Annotated in this window: 16 protein-coding genes; 3 read left to right on the top strand and 13 right to left on the bottom strand. The window is 47.9% G+C overall.

The features are described from left to right. Window positions 1-2: 2 nt before the first annotated feature. From cysQ to AC121Z_RS11085, 12 genes are all read right to left on the bottom strand, one after another. Entirely contained in the window at window positions 3-800 is a 798-nt protein-coding gene (gene cysQ / locus AC121Z_RS11140; protein ID WP_498124096.1) for a 3'(2'),5'-bisphosphate nucleotidase CysQ, read from the bottom strand. Continuing rightward, entirely contained in the window at window positions 800-1,393 is a 594-nt protein-coding gene (gene cysC / locus AC121Z_RS11135; protein WP_498124095.1) for an adenylyl-sulfate kinase, read from the bottom strand. The genes cysQ and cysC overlap by 1 nt, the downstream gene beginning before the upstream one ends. Continuing rightward, window positions 1,393-2,307 (bottom strand): sulfate adenylyltransferase subunit CysD, encoded by a 915-nt coding sequence (gene cysD, locus AC121Z_RS11130; protein WP_498124094.1) that lies wholly within the window; start codon window positions 2,305-2,307, stop codon window positions 1,393-1,395. Before cysD ends, cysC begins: the two co-directional genes overlap by 1 nt. A gap of 115 nt (window positions 2,308-2,422) precedes the next feature. Beyond that, entirely contained in the window at window positions 2,423-3,931 is a 1,509-nt protein-coding gene (putP, locus tag AC121Z_RS11125; protein WP_498124093.1) for a sodium/proline symporter PutP, read from the bottom strand. Window positions 3,932-4,146: 215 nt separating this feature from the next. Next, window positions 4,147-4,875, bottom strand: coding sequence for a DUF3379 family protein (locus AC121Z_RS11120; protein ID WP_498124092.1), 729 nt, complete (start codon window positions 4,873-4,875; stop codon window positions 4,147-4,149). After that, a complete protein-coding gene (locus AC121Z_RS11115) occupies window positions 4,847-5,404 on the bottom strand; it encodes a sigma-70 family RNA polymerase sigma factor (RefSeq protein WP_498124091.1) in 558 nt (185 codons plus the stop codon). The genes AC121Z_RS11120 and AC121Z_RS11115 overlap by 29 nt, the downstream gene beginning before the upstream one ends. Before the next feature lie 295 nt (window positions 5,405-5,699). Then, window positions 5,700-7,463: a BatD family protein gene (locus AC121Z_RS11110; RefSeq protein ID WP_498124090.1), complete on the bottom strand. Its 1,764-nt coding sequence runs from the start codon at window positions 7,461-7,463 to the stop codon at window positions 5,700-5,702. Between the two features lie 54 nt (window positions 7,464-7,517). After that, entirely contained in the window at window positions 7,518-9,527 is a 2,010-nt protein-coding gene (locus AC121Z_RS11105; RefSeq protein ID WP_498124089.1) for a vWA domain-containing protein, read from the bottom strand. Further along, the gene (locus AC121Z_RS11100; RefSeq protein ID WP_498124088.1) at window positions 9,524-10,552 is read right to left on the bottom strand and encodes a vWA domain-containing protein; all 1,029 of its coding nucleotides are present in this window, start codon (window positions 10,550-10,552) and stop codon (window positions 9,524-9,526) included. The genes AC121Z_RS11105 and AC121Z_RS11100 overlap by 4 nt, the downstream gene beginning before the upstream one ends. Further along, window positions 10,545-11,042, bottom strand: a complete 498-nt coding sequence (locus AC121Z_RS11095) for a DUF4381 domain-containing protein (protein ID WP_498124087.1) — start codon at window positions 11,040-11,042, stop codon at window positions 10,545-10,547. The genes AC121Z_RS11100 and AC121Z_RS11095 overlap by 8 nt, the downstream gene beginning before the upstream one ends. A gap of 1 nt (window position 11,043) precedes the next feature. Beyond that, on the bottom strand, window positions 11,044-12,033 hold the full coding sequence (locus tag AC121Z_RS11090; protein ID WP_498124086.1) for a DUF58 domain-containing protein: 990 nt from the start codon (window positions 12,031-12,033) through the stop codon (window positions 11,044-11,046). 11 nt (window positions 12,034-12,044) lie between these two features. Beyond that, window positions 12,045-13,001, bottom strand: a complete 957-nt coding sequence (locus AC121Z_RS11085) for an AAA family ATPase (protein ID WP_498124085.1) — start codon at window positions 12,999-13,001, stop codon at window positions 12,045-12,047. Window positions 13,002-13,370: 369 nt separating this feature from the next. Here AC121Z_RS11085 and fadI point away from each other — a divergent pair, with 369 nt between their 5' ends. From fadI to AC121Z_RS11070, 3 genes are all read left to right on the top strand, one after another. After that, the gene (fadI, locus tag AC121Z_RS11080) at window positions 13,371-14,681 is read left to right on the top strand and encodes an acetyl-CoA C-acyltransferase FadI (RefSeq protein WP_498124084.1); all 1,311 of its coding nucleotides are present in this window, start codon (window positions 13,371-13,373) and stop codon (window positions 14,679-14,681) included. Then, entirely contained in the window at window positions 14,681-16,801 is a 2,121-nt protein-coding gene (gene fadJ, locus AC121Z_RS11075) for a fatty acid oxidation complex subunit alpha FadJ (RefSeq protein WP_498124083.1), read from the top strand. The genes fadI and fadJ overlap by 1 nt, the downstream gene beginning before the upstream one ends. A gap of 174 nt (window positions 16,802-16,975) precedes the next feature. Next, on the top strand, window positions 16,976-17,176 hold the full coding sequence (locus tag AC121Z_RS11070; RefSeq protein WP_498124082.1) for a hypothetical protein: 201 nt from the start codon (window positions 16,976-16,978) through the stop codon (window positions 17,174-17,176). An 87-nt stretch (window positions 17,177-17,263) separates the two neighbouring features. Here AC121Z_RS11070 and AC121Z_RS11065 read toward each other — a convergent pair whose 3' ends face one another. After that, a complete protein-coding gene (locus AC121Z_RS11065; protein WP_164084620.1) occupies window positions 17,264-17,422 on the bottom strand; it encodes a hypothetical protein in 159 nt (52 codons plus the stop codon). Between the last annotated feature and the right edge of the window lie 29 nt (window positions 17,423-17,451).

Below are 17,451 nucleotides of genomic sequence, written 5' to 3'. Positions count from 1 at the left end.
GATTAACAGCTCACTAAAAAATAGGGGTTGAGTAACGATTCTTTTTGATTGTACTTGAGCACTGGCCGGCTGCTGGCGAGAACATCTTCGGCTGGAGAATCGGCGCTTAATACGCTAACCGAGCCACCAGCAGCTAACACAAACGCATGTGCGGCTGCAGTGTCCCATTCAGATGTGGGTCCAATGCGTGGATAGAGGTGCGCCTCGTTACAGGCGACAAGGCACAATTTCAACGAACTGCCCATGGCCACTAACTCAGTCTCACCTGGAAGAGCATCTAACAACGCCTGGATTTCTGGGCTTTGATGGGAGCGACTGCCGACTACTTTCCACACTTCACCAGCTTGGTGGGGTTTAGCCTCGATCCGCTCTCGTTTGCCATTTTTTTCGCGCCAGGCTCCATCTCCTTGCACACCGAAAAAAGACTGCTCTAACGCTGGCGCATATACGACACCCATGACCGGCACACCTTTGTCGATAAGTGCGATATTGACGGTAAACTCACCATTTTTCTTGATGAATTCTTTAGTGCCATCTAACGGGTCAACAAGCCAATAACGAGTCCACTGTTGCCGCTCTGACCACGCAATATTAGCAGACTCTTCGGATAAAATAGGCAAATCAGAAATTTCCGCCAGCCCTGAGCAAATAGTATTGTGTGCTGCCAGATCAGCTTCGGTTAACGGACTTTCATCGCTTTTTTCCATCACCGCAAAGTCACGTGCATAGATTTGCATAATCTTCGCGCCAGCTTGTTTAGCAATGGACAGTACCTGTTCCATTAATTCGCTTTGTGACATTACAACAATCCTTTCTCAACTAGCGCGGCATATAAGCGCTCGACCGTTAGTTCAGCAGACTCATCCACATAATTAAGGTGGATCTCAGGGTTATGTGGAGCTTCATAGTCCGCATCTATACCGGTAAAGTCTTTGATATCGCCACTGCGCGCTTTCTTATACAGCCCCTTAGGATCGCGTTGTTCACAAACTGCCAGCGGTGTATCTACAAATATCTCTATAAACTCCTGTTCGGCCAATAGTTTGCGACAAAAATCGCGGTCCGCTCGGAACGGTGAAATAAACGCAGTGATAACAATTAATCCAGCATCCACAAATAGTTTGCTGACTTCACTAATACGGCGAATGTTTTCCACGCGATCCTGTGCACTAAAGCCTAAGTCGCCACACAAACCGTGCCGCACGTTGTCACCATCCAGTAGGTAGGTATGCTTGTTTTGCGCGGTTAGTTTTTGCTCCAACAGATTCGCGAGCGTCGATTTTCCAGAGCCACTTAGCCCGGTAAACCAAAGTACCCGTGGCTTTTGCCCAAGGGCTTCTGCGCGGCGTTGTTTATTCACTTCATGTTGGTGCCAAACAATGTTAGTAGCCATTAGAAGTAGCCCTCCATTTTCTTCTTCTCCATTGAACCTGATGAATCGTGGTCGATAACCCGGCCTTGGCGTTCGGAAGTCTTGGTCAACAGCATTTCTTGAATGACCTCAGGCAAGGTGCTGGCTTCAGATTCAACCGCGCCAGTCAAAGGGTAGCAACCGAGGGTGCGAAAGCGTACGGACTTCATTTCAGGCGTCTCACCGTCACGCAACGGCATGCGGTCATCGTCGACCATGATCAAGACACCATCGCGTTCAACCACCGGACGGGGTTTAGCAAGGTACAATGATGGTATTTCAATATTTTCCAGATAAATATATTGCCAAATGTCTAACTCGGTCCAATTAGACATAGGAAAGACGCGGATACTCTCGCCTTTATTGATTTGGCTATTATAAATATTCCATAACTCTGGGCGCTGATTTTTTGGGTCCCAGCGATGATTTTCGTCACGAAACGAATACACCCGCTCTTTGGCACGCGATTTTTCTTCATCCCGACGCGCACCACCAAAGGCTGCATCAAATTTATATTGGTCTAGCGCTTGTTTAAGGGCCACTGTTTTCATGATATCGGTGTGCTTGGCACTGCCATGATCGAAAGGATTGATATTTTGTGCAATCCCGTCAGGGTTGGTGTGCACGAGCAAATCGAGATCGTATTTCTTTGCCATGCGATCACGAAACTCAATCATTTCGCGGAATTTCCAAGTGGTATCCACGTGCAATAAAGGAAATGGAATTTTGCCTGGGGCAAAGGCTTTTCTGGCCAGATGCAGCAAAACAGAGGAGTCTTTACCCACTGAATAGAGCATTACAGGGTTTTCAAATTCAGCAGCAACCTCACGGAAAATATGAATGCTTTCAGCTTCAAGTTCTTTTAAGTGGGTTAAGCTTGGGATTGTTGCGGTCATACTCTGACAGTTCTCCATTTGCTATATAGCCAGTAGTTCTATAGATAGAACTTTACCATATTCGGCACAGAGGTTGTGCCGAAATGTAAGGCTTACTAATAACTTTTTTCTCTACCTATTTCTTTATTGATAACTCAAACTCGGCAAAAAAGTGCATTACTTCAGGATCCTGACAGGGTTTGATTTTGCTGAGCAATAGAATAGTCAGTGTACTGACAATAAAGCCAGGTACAATCTCATAGATTACATTACTTAGGGGCTGGCCATTTAGCGTCAGCGGCGCGTAGATCCAAAACAATACTGTCGCTGCGCCACTAATCATGCCACCAATGGCAGCCGTACGTGACATTTTCTTACTAAACAGTGACAACAAAACGAGTGGCCCAAACGCCGCGCCAAAACCTGCCCATGCATTACTAACCAAAGACAGTATCGTGGAGCTACGGTCAAAGGCCAATACAATAGCTACCAAGGCGACAGCAATCACGGCTATCCGGCCAGCGAATACCAAGTGCGCTTGCGAGGCATCTTTATTCGTCAGCGAGGCATATAGGTCATTAGCCAGTGAGCTTGAGGTTACTAATAATTGCGATGATATTGTGCTCATGATTGCTGCCAGTATTGCAGCGAGTAAGAAGCCTCCAATCAACGGATGAAACAGTAGTTGACCCAACAGAATAAACACGGTTTCAGGGTCTTCGAGGGGGATTTGCTTGGCCTGTACCCATACTGCGCCGAGTAAACCTGTCGATAAAGCGCCAATCAATGAGATGATCATCCAGCTCATACCGATATTCCGCGCGGCTGGGATGTCCGCAACTGAGCGAATGGCCATAAAGCGGACGATAATGTGCGGTTGACCAAAATAACCTAATCCCCAAGACATGAGCGAAATCACCCCGATGAATGATAATGTCTCACCCGATGACATATCTATCCATAAACTTAAGGCGTGTGGGGAAAACGCGGCGACTGCATCGATGGTTTGGACAATCCCGCCCAATTCAAACATAACGACTGTAGGCACCATAACCAGGGCCACAAACATAATACAACCTTGGACAAAGTCAGTAACGCTAACCGCCATAAAACCGCCGAATAGGGTATACAGGACTACCACACCAGCAGTAATGAATATGCCCGTTTGGTAATCGTAGCCGAAGGACGATTCGAATAGCTTGCCACCAGCTACTAATCCTGACGAAGTGTACAGGGTAAAAAAGATGACAATCACTACAGCCGCGACCACGCGTAAGATACGGGACCGGTCATTAAACCGATTTTCAAAGAAATCAGGCAATGTGATGGAGTTGCGCGCAACTTCAGTAAATACCCGCAAACGGGGCGCAACCAACAGGTAATTGAGCAGTGCGCCAATACTTAAGCCGATCGCAATCCAACTGGCGGATAACCCAGATATGTACATTGCCCCCGGCAGACCCATTAACATCCAGCCACTCATATCGGAAGCGCCTGCTGATAATGCCGTCACCGATGGACTCAACTGGCGGCCACCCAACATATAGCCTTCCACACTGACTTCGTTTTTACGGTAGGCCCATAGTCCAATGCCAAGCATGACAATAAAATACAATGCTAAAGATATTAAGGTGCCGGTTTCCATAGTTTTTTCATTATTGTTATTCGGAATGTGCCAGCATAGCAGGAATTTTTGCAGCAGAGTACATCGCGTTGCCAAGGCCTTTTAGGAATGGATGACCGAGCACAACGCAGCGAGGGGCTCTGCCGCTCTTTGCGAGAAGTAATGCCTATAACCAGGGCAGGGTAGCCGCGTGATAATTTTGCTGACGCCAAGCAATACTATGGCAAACTAGCAAGTTACGCGGAGAATAAAAGCTTTTGCTCAACTTCGTGTTTTACCGGGGTTAAATCTTGCCCTTTGTCACCCACGACCAAAACATTGGCGCGCTCCGGCTTTAAGATCTCCCCGGCATACTGCGTGTCGGAAAACGTGGAGAGAACTTCCATTTCAGGATCATTAGGGAGCACAAAAACTGATACCAACCCACTCGCGGTTTCCAAAATAAGATGCAGCGATTTAACTGAATCCAGACGACAATAGTTGGCCGATTTAATAACCCCAATTTCACTGGCTAATGAAGCGCCATAGCCGGCTAATTTATCATTCACATAATCGAGCGATACGTTACTGGCGCGCGGCGCTTCTTGCGCTTCGGTATAATACATGTGGGCTAAAGCTTCACTACTGATATTTAAGGTTGCATGTTGTTGCCACAGGGTAAAACTCAAACCAACCACAAAAGCCACAGAAGCCGCAAGGCTAAGATAGATCCGTGAGCGTTTTTTGTGGCGAGCAAAGTCCGAGATGGTGCCTTGCCAAATCAGTTTGTGTGCCAAGTCTTCAGGTATGGGTACTTTACTGGCACTAGCAAGCTGTTTATCCAATGCCTTTAATTCATCCAATAACGCTTTTTTGGCAGGGTCAGCATTTGCCGCCGCTAAGATCGCTGGATCTTTGGTATTCGGATCAGCATATACTGCTCTTCTGAATGCTAAATCATCCATGGGCGTGACCTCGTGCTTCATGATTTTCTGCTAATGCCTCTTTTAACTGGTTTCTGGCTCTAAATAAACGTGTCATCACGGTGTTTTTATTTAGACCTAATTGTTCTGCAATTTCTTCCCCGCTGTAACCAAATAATATTTGTAACATCAGCGGCTCACGGTATTCTTCACTTAAATTCGCCATTAGTCGGCGCAATTCGGCATGCTCCAATTCAGTTTCATTGCCAATACTATCGTCGGCAACCGAAACATCATCAATGTCGACTAAATCAAACTGTTTGCGTTCAAATCGCCGCGCATTCTCACGCCGCAAAATCGTGATCAACCATGACTTTGCGGCTTTGGGGTCCTGTAACGAGTCCAGTGATTTCCATGCACGCAAATAGGTCTCTTGCACGACATCTTCGGCAATCGATTTGTCTCTGATGAGCCAATAAGCATAGCGATACACGTCTGCGTGGGTCGCGTTGACTAAGGCTTCATAGCGCTGCTGTTTATTTATCATGTCTAAGGAGACCGCAGACGCTTGCTTTTTATTTCGCGAGAACATGAAAAATTCCCAAATTAAGTATTCACTCAATGGTTACTTGCGCAAAATTGCTACCATGGCATCCATTGTAAGCAACAATAGAATAGGCGTATCGTATCATCAATAACCTTTTATGATTGCTCGGTGGTTAGCATATAAGCTATTCGTTAAACGTGATTTCCATGCCCGTTGGATGGTCTTACCCGCCAATAACTACGCAGTACAATGTTTATTATTTACTATACAAAAAAACTCGGTAAAACCGAGTTTTTTATTCGTTCTTACGTCAATTAGCGTTGCTATATCGTGCAAATTTTCACGTTGGGTATAATCCAGATAGCGCTGACTCTGTGGCGGTTTGATTTGCGCGCTGTTGACGCAACGACGTGAGGTGTTGACTCATGGTTTTGCCATCCCATGGCTGTTGCGCTTGTGCGAATTTTGCTTGCAGCATCTGGTTGACGAGGTGCTGAAGCTCTTGGTCATTCATCCAGATTAGGGCTTGCGCCAAAGAATTAAATGACTGGCCAGAAATCACTTCTATCCAGGCTTGTAAGGCGCGTTGAATCTGACCTTTATCATTGCGTTTTATTGCTCCTTGCAACGCCTGCCAGCAGTGCTTTTCTGGCATTGAAATACCTGTTTGCACGGGCGCTGGCGCGGTGGTATTGGCATCAGAACGCCGCGTATATAAAGCGAGTGCGATTAGCGATAATAAGACGGTTGTCCACATCCAACCATTATTCCAACGCCACTCAAAAATGGCCTGCGGCGGCTGACTTACGACCGCACGACTAGCTGTATCCAACCCATTAGACTGAGTTCCCCCGTTCGTTGCTGTTGCATCTGGTAAGGATGCTGAGGCGGGGGCAGACGGGCTTACTGTTGGACTAGTGGTTGCTGGCTGCACGGTAATTGTGCGTGCCGGTAGCACCGCTTTTTCAACTTGCTTGGTCAGTATATTAAACCATTCAACCTCAACGGGAAGTAATACAAAACTACCCGGTTTAGATGGGATCAAGGCAATGCTTTCAACCCGCTGGGCAACGATACTTTGTGCATTTTCGGCACTGGTGCTATTGGCTTGATCGGGGTAGGTTTTGATGGCAGGCGGGTAGCGATCGTCAATTTCTGGTAATATAGCGTCTGTAAGGCCAACCGCTGTCAGTGTTAATGTACGAGTGATGGGTTCACCCACGGTCCACGCCGTAATGTCGCCACTCCATTCTTCGCTAATATCAACAAATTCACTGGGTAAAAACGCCCCTTGGACGACATCTGGCACTGGTAGTACGGTGAGTTTTTGTGCTGGCCCTACACGATTAACTGTTTGGGTTCGATTAAAGAAACCAAAGCTTTGGCGGGTATTAGCAATGACCTCGCCCTGAAATACGGGGCCATTAATGCTGTAGTCCCCTGACTTTTGCGGGATAATGGCAAATGTGCGCTCAATGACGCGGTAGCGCTTGCCGTTAACAATCTCACTATATTCAGCATCTTTACCGATTTGCCGAATTTCTGCATCAATCAGTTCTGGCGCCTGCAGGCTGCCGCGCTCAATATCTTTGGCGAGGTACAGTTTAACCGTGTAGATCAATTGCTGATGAATATATACCTCGGTATTGTCAAGCTCTGTGGTTACAAATATGTCGCGTGTCTCTTGGTTACTGTTATTACTCACCGCGATTACGTCGAGCTCTATCGGTTCGCTAGTGGCGCCAGCAATGGTGAGAGCTGGAATAGTATAAGTACCCACTGCGCGAGGGAATAAAATCACACTCCATGTGGTCGACCGTGAGGTTTCAAAATTAATCATCCGGGTTTGGCTGCTGACCGAGGTTTGTCCAACCACAAAATCGCTAAGCAAGATTGATGCATCGAAAGCATTTCGATCAACATCGCCGTCAGCCGTTACGCTTAATGTGAATGACTCATCAAGCATGACCGGATTTTTGTCTACCTGCGCGGTCACGCGCGTTACGTCAGCCTGGACCGAGGTGACAAAAAAACTAACGCACACTAACAATAGAGTCATTGTCCATCGCTGTAAGATAGTATTGTGGATCCTAGTTACTGTCATTGATGTACTGCCTTAAAACGAAAACTGCAGAAATTGTTTCTAGCCATGAATAATCTACCACTCGGACGTTTGGCTGGGCGGTGCGCGTTCACGCCGTCGCTGCTGACTTTCCAATTGCATTTTGCGTTGCAGCAAGAATGCAGGATCGTCAGGGATTTTACGGAGTAAGGTTTGCATGCGTTGCAGCTCTTCCTTTTGCTCATCAGTTAAAGAGTCTTCTCCAGCCTGCACCGCAGGACCCTCTTGCGGGTTAGCCGCCGAATTTTGTTCATTAGCCTGCGGCTCAGATGGTGCTACCGAGTTTTCTTGCTGCGACGTGTTGCCGTCTGTTCCGCTCGATTCGCTCTCTTCAGGAACGGGCTCTTGCTCGCGCATGGGGGCTTGCTCAGCGTCATTGGTTGGCGAATTTTCCGCGCTTTGCTCTGACTCATTAGTTGAGTTTTGAGATTGTTGTGTATCTGAGTTTTGCGTCGGCTGTTGTTGCTCGTTTTGTGAGCTATCTCCTTGCGCTGCATTTCCATCGTCTTGCTGCGTGTCAGAACCGCCTGACTGGCTATTATCATTCGACTGCTGCTGGTCACTCTGTCCATCTTGGTCCTGTGATTGCGGACTATTTTGCTGGTCTTGCTGCTCTTGTTGCTCCAACAAATCTTCGAGCAATGCCTTGTTTTCTTGTGCGGCTTGATGCTCCGGTGCTCGTTCCAGTGCCTCGGCGTATTTTTCGATAGCTTCTTCCAAGCGGCCAAGCTGTGCTAATGCATTGCCTTGGTTGTAAAGCGCATCAACCGAATCCACCTGTGTGTAAGCCTCAAGCGCCTCTGCATAGGCTTGATTGCGATAATGCGCTGCACCCTGCCACATGGGGTCGGTAAATAAATCAGCCGCGGTACTGAAGTCTTCTTCCGTGTAAGCATTTTGGGCGCGTTGATCAGCGGTTTTGAATGCACTATCTATCCAGTTGGATGTTGAGTTTTCAGATTCTGCAAATGCGGGGGAGGGTGAAGAAAGTCCCCCGAGAGCGAGTAACGGTATGCACATGATAATACCGCGGCGAAAGGCATACGCAGCAAGCGGCAACAGTATCACAACTAAGTACGCTCCCATGTCACGCCATATATCGCCTTGCATTGGGTTGTCATTCTCAGCCAGTGATTCTCCATCGACAAAACGACTACCTGCTTGGATTAACTGTTGAATATCGCTGTCGTTAGCACTTAGGCGAGCAAATGCGCCGCCGCTGCGACTACTCACGGCCCTGACTCTGCTTGGATCCATGCGCGGCACGACGATAGCCCCTTGACTATCTTTAAGAAGTTCGCCGTTGACTTGTCGGATGGGGGCTCCTTCTTGTGTGCCAATGGCTAGGGCATGCACTGTAAACGGGGAGCTCTCAACAAAATCAGCAATCTGCTTAAACTGTTGTTGCTCCATTCCATCGGTAAACCAAAAAATATTCCCCTGCTGGTAGCCAGCATTTTGCAGTAACTCATTCGCCACCTCAAATCCGCGCAGGGGGGCACTGCCTGGTATCGGCATAATTTCAGGACTGATACTGGGGATCATCGCAATTAGATTATTAACGTCTTCAGTCAGCGGACTGATCACAAACGCGTCGCCAGCGTAGGCAACCATGCCAACTTCACCGTCGCCGAGTTGAGAGACTAAATCAATCGCTTTAAAACGTGCACGAGTTAAGCGATCGGGTGCTATATCAGTAGCCCGCATCGACAGCGACATATCCAATACGATGACATTGCCCTGTTTTAAATTGAACACCGGTTGTGGCAGTCTTTCCCACGTTGGTCCAGCCAAAATAACTGTTGCTAGTAGCCATGCAAGCGCTAACAACCAAAATGGTGGTCGACGACCGTTGCTACTGCTGCCTGCATCACTCAGAATGACCGCTTGCAAATGCTGCGGGAGCACCTGTTGCCAACCACTGTGCTGGCGATATAACACGATAAGTGCAATCTGCAGGGCAGCCAGTGGTAGCAATGACCACAACCACATGGGACGAATAAAATGAAAATCTTGCCAGTTAAATTCAGTTAACAATGCCGTCATGACGAGACTCCTAACTGCTTATTTGCGCGCTGGGCAAATATTTTTTCAAGGACTCGCCGAATGAGTGGGGTTAAAGCCAGTAGCACGGTAAGCAATAGGCATAGTGCGAGTGGATACATAAACAGACTGGTTTGGGGGCGCATTTTTCTGGCTTCACCTGCAACCGGTTGGAGTTGATCAAGCATCCGGTAAATCTGTTCTAAACTTTCGCGGTCACGGGCACGAAAATACTGGCCACCAGTCTCGCTAGCGAGGCGGTTTAACATACCCTCATCGAGTTCTCGTGCAGGATTGATCCGGCGGCTGCCAAAAATACTTTGCACTACCATGCTGTCGGCCGCGACACCGATGGTATAGATGGTTACTCCTTCAGACTTGGCGAGTTCGAGCGCTTGTTCCGGAGAAATGTTGCCGGCGGTATTTTGCCCGTCGGTGAGTAACACCAAGACTTTATTGCCTTCTTGTTTGGCTTGGAAACGCTTCACCGCTAAACCTATTGCATCACCAATGGCCGTCTGCTCTCCAACCAATCCAATCACCGATTCGTTAAGCAGGGTTCTGACAGTTTCGCGATCAAAGGTTAATGGCGCTTGGAGATAAGCGGTATCAGCAAATAAGATCAAGCCCAAGCGGTCACCTACGCGACGCTCGATGAAATCTTCTAATACACTTTTGATCATGACCAGTCGATCCACCTGACGACCATTAATTTGCATGTCTTTAGTTTCCATGCTGCCAGACAGATCTACCGCTAACATCATTTCACGGGCTTGATTAGGAATGCTGATAGGCTCACCTAACCATTGCGGCCGAGCGGCAGCTGTGACCAATGCCAGCCATGCGAGAACACTCAGCCATCGAACCAGCCAATGGCTCGACCGGGATATGCTTGAAGCTGGTAAATTATTCGGCATTACCGGCATTAAGAGCGCTTTTTGCTGTTGTTGCTTGCGTGCTGGAAGGAGCCAAAATAATAACGGTAAAGGCAGGGCGAAAAATACATACCACCAAACAAACTCAAACATCACCGACCTCCGGGATAGCTTTAAGGTTGGTTTTTGTGAGCCAAAGTAATGCTGCACGTTGGTAACTGAGTGCGGTATCGGCGTCGACTTGTTGCGGGGGCAGGTAATGCACAGCAAAGCTATGGGTTGCTATGGCCGCAAACTTTCCCTGATACCGTTTGGGTAAGGTGGAATGTAGCAAGGCAATCCAGCGTTGACCGTGTAACTGTTGTGGTTGTGCTTGTGGAAAATAGTGCATCAGTGTTTGTTTCAGCAGCGCATTAACTTGTTGTGCACGTTGCCAAGGCGCTTGCGCCATATCTAACTGTTGAACTTGTTGACGCGCCAAGCGCAGTACGCGATATTTACGATAGCGATGCAGAGTATAGGCTGCCGCCCCCGCCAGCGCACCGCATGAAAGTCCGATCAGCAACCACCACCCCCAAGCCAACGGCCACCAACTGACGGGGTGGGTTAAGGCGATATCATTGAGTTGGGCGAGCGGATCCATATTATCGACTCTCCATGACATAGTGACGGGGTTGAAGCGTTAAATTCTGACTTAACAGCGGCACTCCAGCGCTGACCTTAAAGCCGGCAATTTTGGTACGTTCCAACGCCTCACTGAGTTGTGTTGTACGCTGTTTTGCCCAATCACAATAGCGTTGGTTGACTGCTGAGTCGCCAAGGGTAAGTGCACGTTTAGTTTTGCCATCGGTAATGGTCAACAGCTGTTTACTTTGCGTGGCGGGTAACTGATATTCCAACGGGTCGTAAATAGCCGCAGCGCGCACTTCTGAATGGCGATTTAAATCGGCCAGGATCCGCAACGTTTGTTCATCCAAGTGATGAAAATCGCTGACTATCCAGATCAGGCTACCCGGCTTAGCGAGGCGCAATAAACGCGCACAGTTTTGATTAAATAGCTGGTGCTGATTTGCGCTCTTGCTTTGCTTGAGGGTAACTGCCTGTTGCTGTAATTCGATGATTTGATGGATCAACTGGAGCACTGCTGTCTGACGACTTTTCGGTTTACACTCGATGTGCGTGGCTTGGTTAAATGCCAAAGCACCTAGTTTGTCGCCACGTGCGATGCCGGCCCATGCAATGAGTGCGCTGATATGTGCCGCTTGCACTGCCTTAAACATAAACTCGCTGCCAAATTGCATGGAGTTCGATAAGTCGGTCACAATATATACAGGGCGTTCACGTTCTTCACGAAAAATCTTGGTATGGGTTTTACCGGTACGTGCGGTTACCCGCCAATCAATGGCCCTGATATCATCGCCAGCTTGATAATGCCGCGATTCATCAAACTCCATCCCGCGTCCCTTTAACTTAGACACATAGCTGCCCGCCAAGCGTGCGGCTGGCGTTCGCGAGGGATTAAGATTGATCTTCTGTACGTGATGGCGATAACGAATTAACTCGTTTGCGCTTAAATGAACACCATCCGTCAGATATTCATCGAGCCAATGCTTAAGCATCTTATCTTGGTGCATAGCCACTGTCCCTAGGGTACTGCCACCGCATTTAGTACCTGAGTCAGAACTTGATTTGCGGTATTGCCCTCGGCTTGCGACTCATAACTCAGAATGATGCGGTGACGCATCACGTTGTGAAACACCGCTTGTATATCGTCAGGGCCGACAAAGTCACGGCCACTGAGCCAAGCGTGAGCTCGGGCGCAGCGTTCGAGTGCAATGGTCGCACGCGGACTTGCGCCAAATTCAATGGTGCTTGCTAGCGCGGGATCGAACTTAGCGGGTGTGCGCGTCGCCATAATCAGTTGCACAATATATTCTTCCAGCGAAGGCGCCAAATAAAGTCCGAGGACTTCTTGTCGTGCAGCAAAAATGACCGCTTGAGTGATTTTCTGGTCAGGCTTACGCACGGCATGTTTCGCTTCGTCGCGGGTTAGACGCAAGATTTGTAGTTCACTTGCGGCGTCTGGATAGGTGATCTCAATGTGCATCAAGAACCGGTCCAATTGAGCTTCCGGTAGCGGGTAAGTGCCTTCTTGTTCTAATGGGTTTTGTGTGGCCATAACCAAGAAAAGTTGCGATAACGGATAGGTTTTATTACCTACCGTTATTTGTCGTTCTGCCATGGCTTCCAACAGTGCACTTTGCACTTTCGCTGGAGCCCGGTTAATTTCATCGGCTAAAACCAGATTATGGAAGAGGGGACCTGATTGGAAAATAAACTCTCCGGTTTCTGGGCGATAAATATCGGTACCGGTTAAATCGGCTGGCAGCAAATCAGGAGTAAACTGGACACGGTGAAAATCGGCTTCTAAGCCATCTGCTAGTGCATTGACTGCACGCGTCTTCGCAAGCCCTGGGGGACCTTCAACCAACAAATGTCCGTCAGCCAATAATGCAATTAAGATATTGCGGGTCAATTCTTGCTGCCCGATGATTTGCGAATCTAAATACTGTTGTAATTGTTCAAACTGCGAAACTGCCATCGATGACATCCTTTTTTCACTAACGCGAGATGTTTGCGCTTTCCTTTGTCAACAAGAAAGCTTATTGGTTCAGGTTAACCGTTGCAATTTTCTGTGCTTCTGCATAGATGTAGGCAAACGCTCATTCACTGTCCACAATAATACGTTCGGTAGCACGAGTACTACGATTAATCTGTTTCTATTTCGATTTGCTTGATATAGGGATTCTGGCATAAATCTCAACAGCAAAATCTGTAAATAGCCACTATGCTCTAATGGAAGAATTGCGAGGTAATTCGAATAGTCGTTGAAATTTCGCTCACACTTTGTAAGAATCAGCACACTTCTACAGGTCAGACCACTTGGTTTGAATTATTATAGGACCGGAATATGGCTACTAAACAGAACCTGACAACCCGTGACGGTGACCGCATCGCAATAGTTGCAGGACTCAGAACCCCATTTGCAAAAATGGCGACCTACTTTCATGGTGTACCCGCCGTTGACCTGGGTAAAATGGTGGTGAATGAACTCTTGATCCGTAACAACGTTGATCCGCAGTGGGTTGAGCAAGTGGTGTATGGGCAAGTTGTCCAAATGCCAGAAGCGCCGAATATTGCGCGGGAAATTGTGTTGGGTACGAATATGCCGGTGGCAACTGACGCATACAGCGTGTCACGAGCCTGTGCGACAAGTTTTCAATCCACAGTTAATATCGCTGAATCGATGTTAGCTGGGAATATCAGTGTTGGCGTGGCCGGTGGTGCAGACTCTACCTCGGTATCACCCATTGGGGTTTCAAAGAATTTGGCACGAGCGCTGGTCGATCTGCAAAAAGCTAAAACGTTCAGCCAAAAATTTGCAATTTTCCGCCGTTTGTCGATCCGAGATTTGGCGCCTGTACCACCAGCGGTTGCTGAGTATTCTACTGGTCTTTCGATGGGCCAAACCGCAGAGCAAATGGCCAAAACCCATGGTATTACTCGCCAAGCACAGGATGAACTCGCGCACCGCAGCCACACGCTGGCAGCCCAGAGTTGGGAAGAGGGTAAATTAGCGAATGAAGTAATGACTGCTTATGCCGAACCTTTTAAAGGGGCTTTGGAACGCGACAATAACGTACGTTTTGATTCAACACTGGAAGGTTATGCCAAACCGAAGCCGGTCTTTGATCGCAAGCATGGCACCGTGACTGCGGCAAATGCGACGCCGTTGACTGATGGTGCATCAGCAGTATTAATGATGACTGAGAGCCGTGCAAAGGCGCTTGGTTACACGCCGCTCGGCTATATTAAAAGTTATGCATTTGCTGCGATAGATGTTTGGGAAGACATGCTAATGGGGCCTTCATATGCCACACCAATGGCGTTGGATCGTGCAGGTATGAGCTTAAATGATCTAACCCTGATTGAAATGCATGAAGCATTTGCCGCACAAACCTTGGCAAATGTGAAAATGTTTGCCAGCGATAAATTTGCCCAAGAAAAGCTCGGGCGTGCAAAAGCGACGGGTGAGATTGATATGGACAAATTTAACGTGATGGGGAGCTCTTTGGCGTATGGGCACCCATTTGCAGCAACGGGCACACGTATGATCACCCAAATGCTCAATGAACTGCAACGCCGCGGTGGTGGTACTGGATTGTTGACCGCTTGTGCAGCAGGTGGTCTGGCAGCAGCAATGATTGTGGAGACAGAATAATGACGGCAAGTGCATTTACTTTAGACAAGCGTGGAGACGGGATTGCCGTATTGACCATGGACGTGCCAGGTGAGTCCATGAATACGTTAAAGCAGGCATTTGGTGAAGAGATCACCGCCATGCTCGATGAAATCGAAAAGGATAGCGCCATCAAAGGGGTGGTTCTACAAAGTGGCAAACCTGATTCGTTTGTAGCCGGAGCCGATATTAGCATGTTAGCGGCATGCGAGACTGCGGCAGATGCTGAGGCACTATCGAAAGGCGGTCAGGATGTCTTTAATCGCATTGAGAATATGCCTAAGACTTTTGTCGCCGCAATCCACGGGCCAGCGCTTGGAGGTGGTTTAGAACTGGCTTTAGCTTGCCACTATCGCGTATGCAGTGATTCGGATAAGACCCAGCTTGGATTACCTGAAGTGCAATTAGGATTATTACCCGGCAGCGGTGGTACTCAGCGTTTACCGCGTCTGATCGGTATTCAGCAAGCCATGAAAATGATGCTGACAGGGTCGCCAGCACGGGCAAAACAAGCAAAAAAATACGGTATCGTCGATGATATGGTGCCGCAATCTATTTTATTTGATGTGGCCGTTGAATTAGCGAAAAAATCAAAGCCGAATCGCGAGAAGCCTAAGCTTTCGATGGTCAATCGCGTGCTCGAGGAAACGCCTTTTGGGCGCAATACGCTATTTAGTCAGGCGCGCAAGCAGACCTTGGCTAAGACCAAAGGTAACTACCCGGCACCGATGCGTATTATTGATTGCATTGAAACGGGTATTAGCGACGGTATGCGCGATGGCTTGCGGGTTGAAGCCAGACATTTTGGTGAACTCGTGATGACGCCAGAGTCTGCGCAGTTGCGCAATATCTTTTTTGCTACAACTGAAATGAAAAAAGAGCAGGGCGTTGCAGGTGTTGAACCGACCAAAGTACGCAAAGTGGGCGTATTGGGTGGCGGCCTGATGGGCGGTGGTATTGCTTACGTAACCGCAACCAAAGCGAAGGTGCCTGCACGGATCAAAGATATTCGTCCGGAAGGCATCGCCAATGCGATCCGTTACAGTTATGACATTCTGAATAAGCGGGTTAAGCGCAAGATCCTGATGAAGTCGAAGATGCAGCAGCAATTAGCATTATTGACTGGCGCGACCGATTATAGTGGCTTTAAAGACGTAGATATGGTGATCGAAGCCGTGTTTGAAGATCTTAATCTCAAGCAGCAAATGGTTGCCGATATAGAACGTGAGGGGCAAGAAACAACGATCTTCGCATCCAATACGTCGTCTATTCCGATTGGACAAATAGCCGCAAAAGCCGCTCGCCCAGAAAACGTTATTGGTCTGCATTACTTTTCGCCGGTAGATAAAATGCCGTTGGCCGAGGTTATTGCTCATGACAAAACCTCTGACCAAACCATTTCTACAACGGTAGAATTTGCCAAGCGTCAGGGGAAAACGCCGGTTGTGGTTAAAGACGGCGCTGGTTTCTACGTCAATCGTATCTTGGCACCCTACATGAACGAAGCGGCGTGCATGGTATTGGGCGGTGAGCCCATCGAGCACGTTGATAAATCATTAGTTAAATTTGGCTTCCCAGTAGGGCCGGTTAAATTGTTGGATGAAGTGGGCATCGATGTAGGAACTAAGATCATCCCGTTCCTAGTCGAGCAGTTTGGTGAACGTTTTACTGCTCCTAGTGCGTTTGATAAAGTTTTAGAAGATGGTCGCAAAGGCAAGAAAAACGAAAAAGGTTTTTACCTGTATGAAGGGAAGAAACCCGGCAAAGAGGTTGATGAATCAGTTTATGAACTATTAGGGATCAGCCCTGAGAAGCGTCTTAGCGGTGAAATAATCGCTGAACGTAGTGTCTTGATGATGTTAAATGAAGCGGCACGCTGTCTCGATGAAGGGGTGATCCGTAATGCCCGGGATGGTGATATTGGCGCAATCTTTGGCATTGGGTTCCCACCATTCCTTGGTGGCCCTTTCCGCTACATGGACAGCTTAGGTATTCAATTTGTTGTTGAGCGATTGCAGCATTACGCAGACAGTATCGATGGTAAATTTGCCCCAGCTGAAGTGTTAGTCAATATGGCAGCCGAAGGTAAAACTTTCTATTGATGTTAAATAGGTGCTTGCCGCCTGTTAATAATGTGTTAAAAAACCGGGTTAAGCCCGGTTTTTTACGTAAAAGCCTTAAAAAAACATATTATCTGTGGTTTTTTTGAGTATAATTTGACCAGTTTTATGTGGGCGTTATTTTCTCTAACCCCGCGCGTTTGAAATGAGGTCATAATGGTAGTTGTGTTGTTTTTGGTATCAGCGCTAAGTTCACTGTTTTACTATGTGAATGCATTCAAATCAGGCCTCAATGCCAAAGTCTGGGCAGTCGTAGGCTTGATTCTGGGCCCTTTTGCGTTACCTATGTTTAGTATCTCTAAGCATGTCGCGTGGCGCCGCGCAGTCGGTTTCGGGAATGTTAGTTTACTGGCCTAATACTGGCCTTTAGCCGTTAGAAAAAAGAGAGGCATAGCCTCTCTCCAAAGTTCTTTCCTAGAAATAATGCTTCCTTCATAGCCAAAATTAGTCGAAACGCGTGTTTCGAGGGCGTTTTTTGCCCATTGGCTTTTCTACTACAACAATAGACTTACTCACTGTTGGCGCTTTGGCACCGTCGTTGTCCGCAGCTACTGCTGGTTGTGCAGTGGTCATCGCTAGTGCTATTGCAAACGCTTTCAACATGGTTGACTCCTTTTAGTCTTACGTAATTG

Source organism: Alteromonas sp. DYW1, assembly GCF_059752595.1.
Note: the sequence above shows the minus strand (reverse complement) of the source record. Positions and strands in the feature narration are given on the sequence as shown.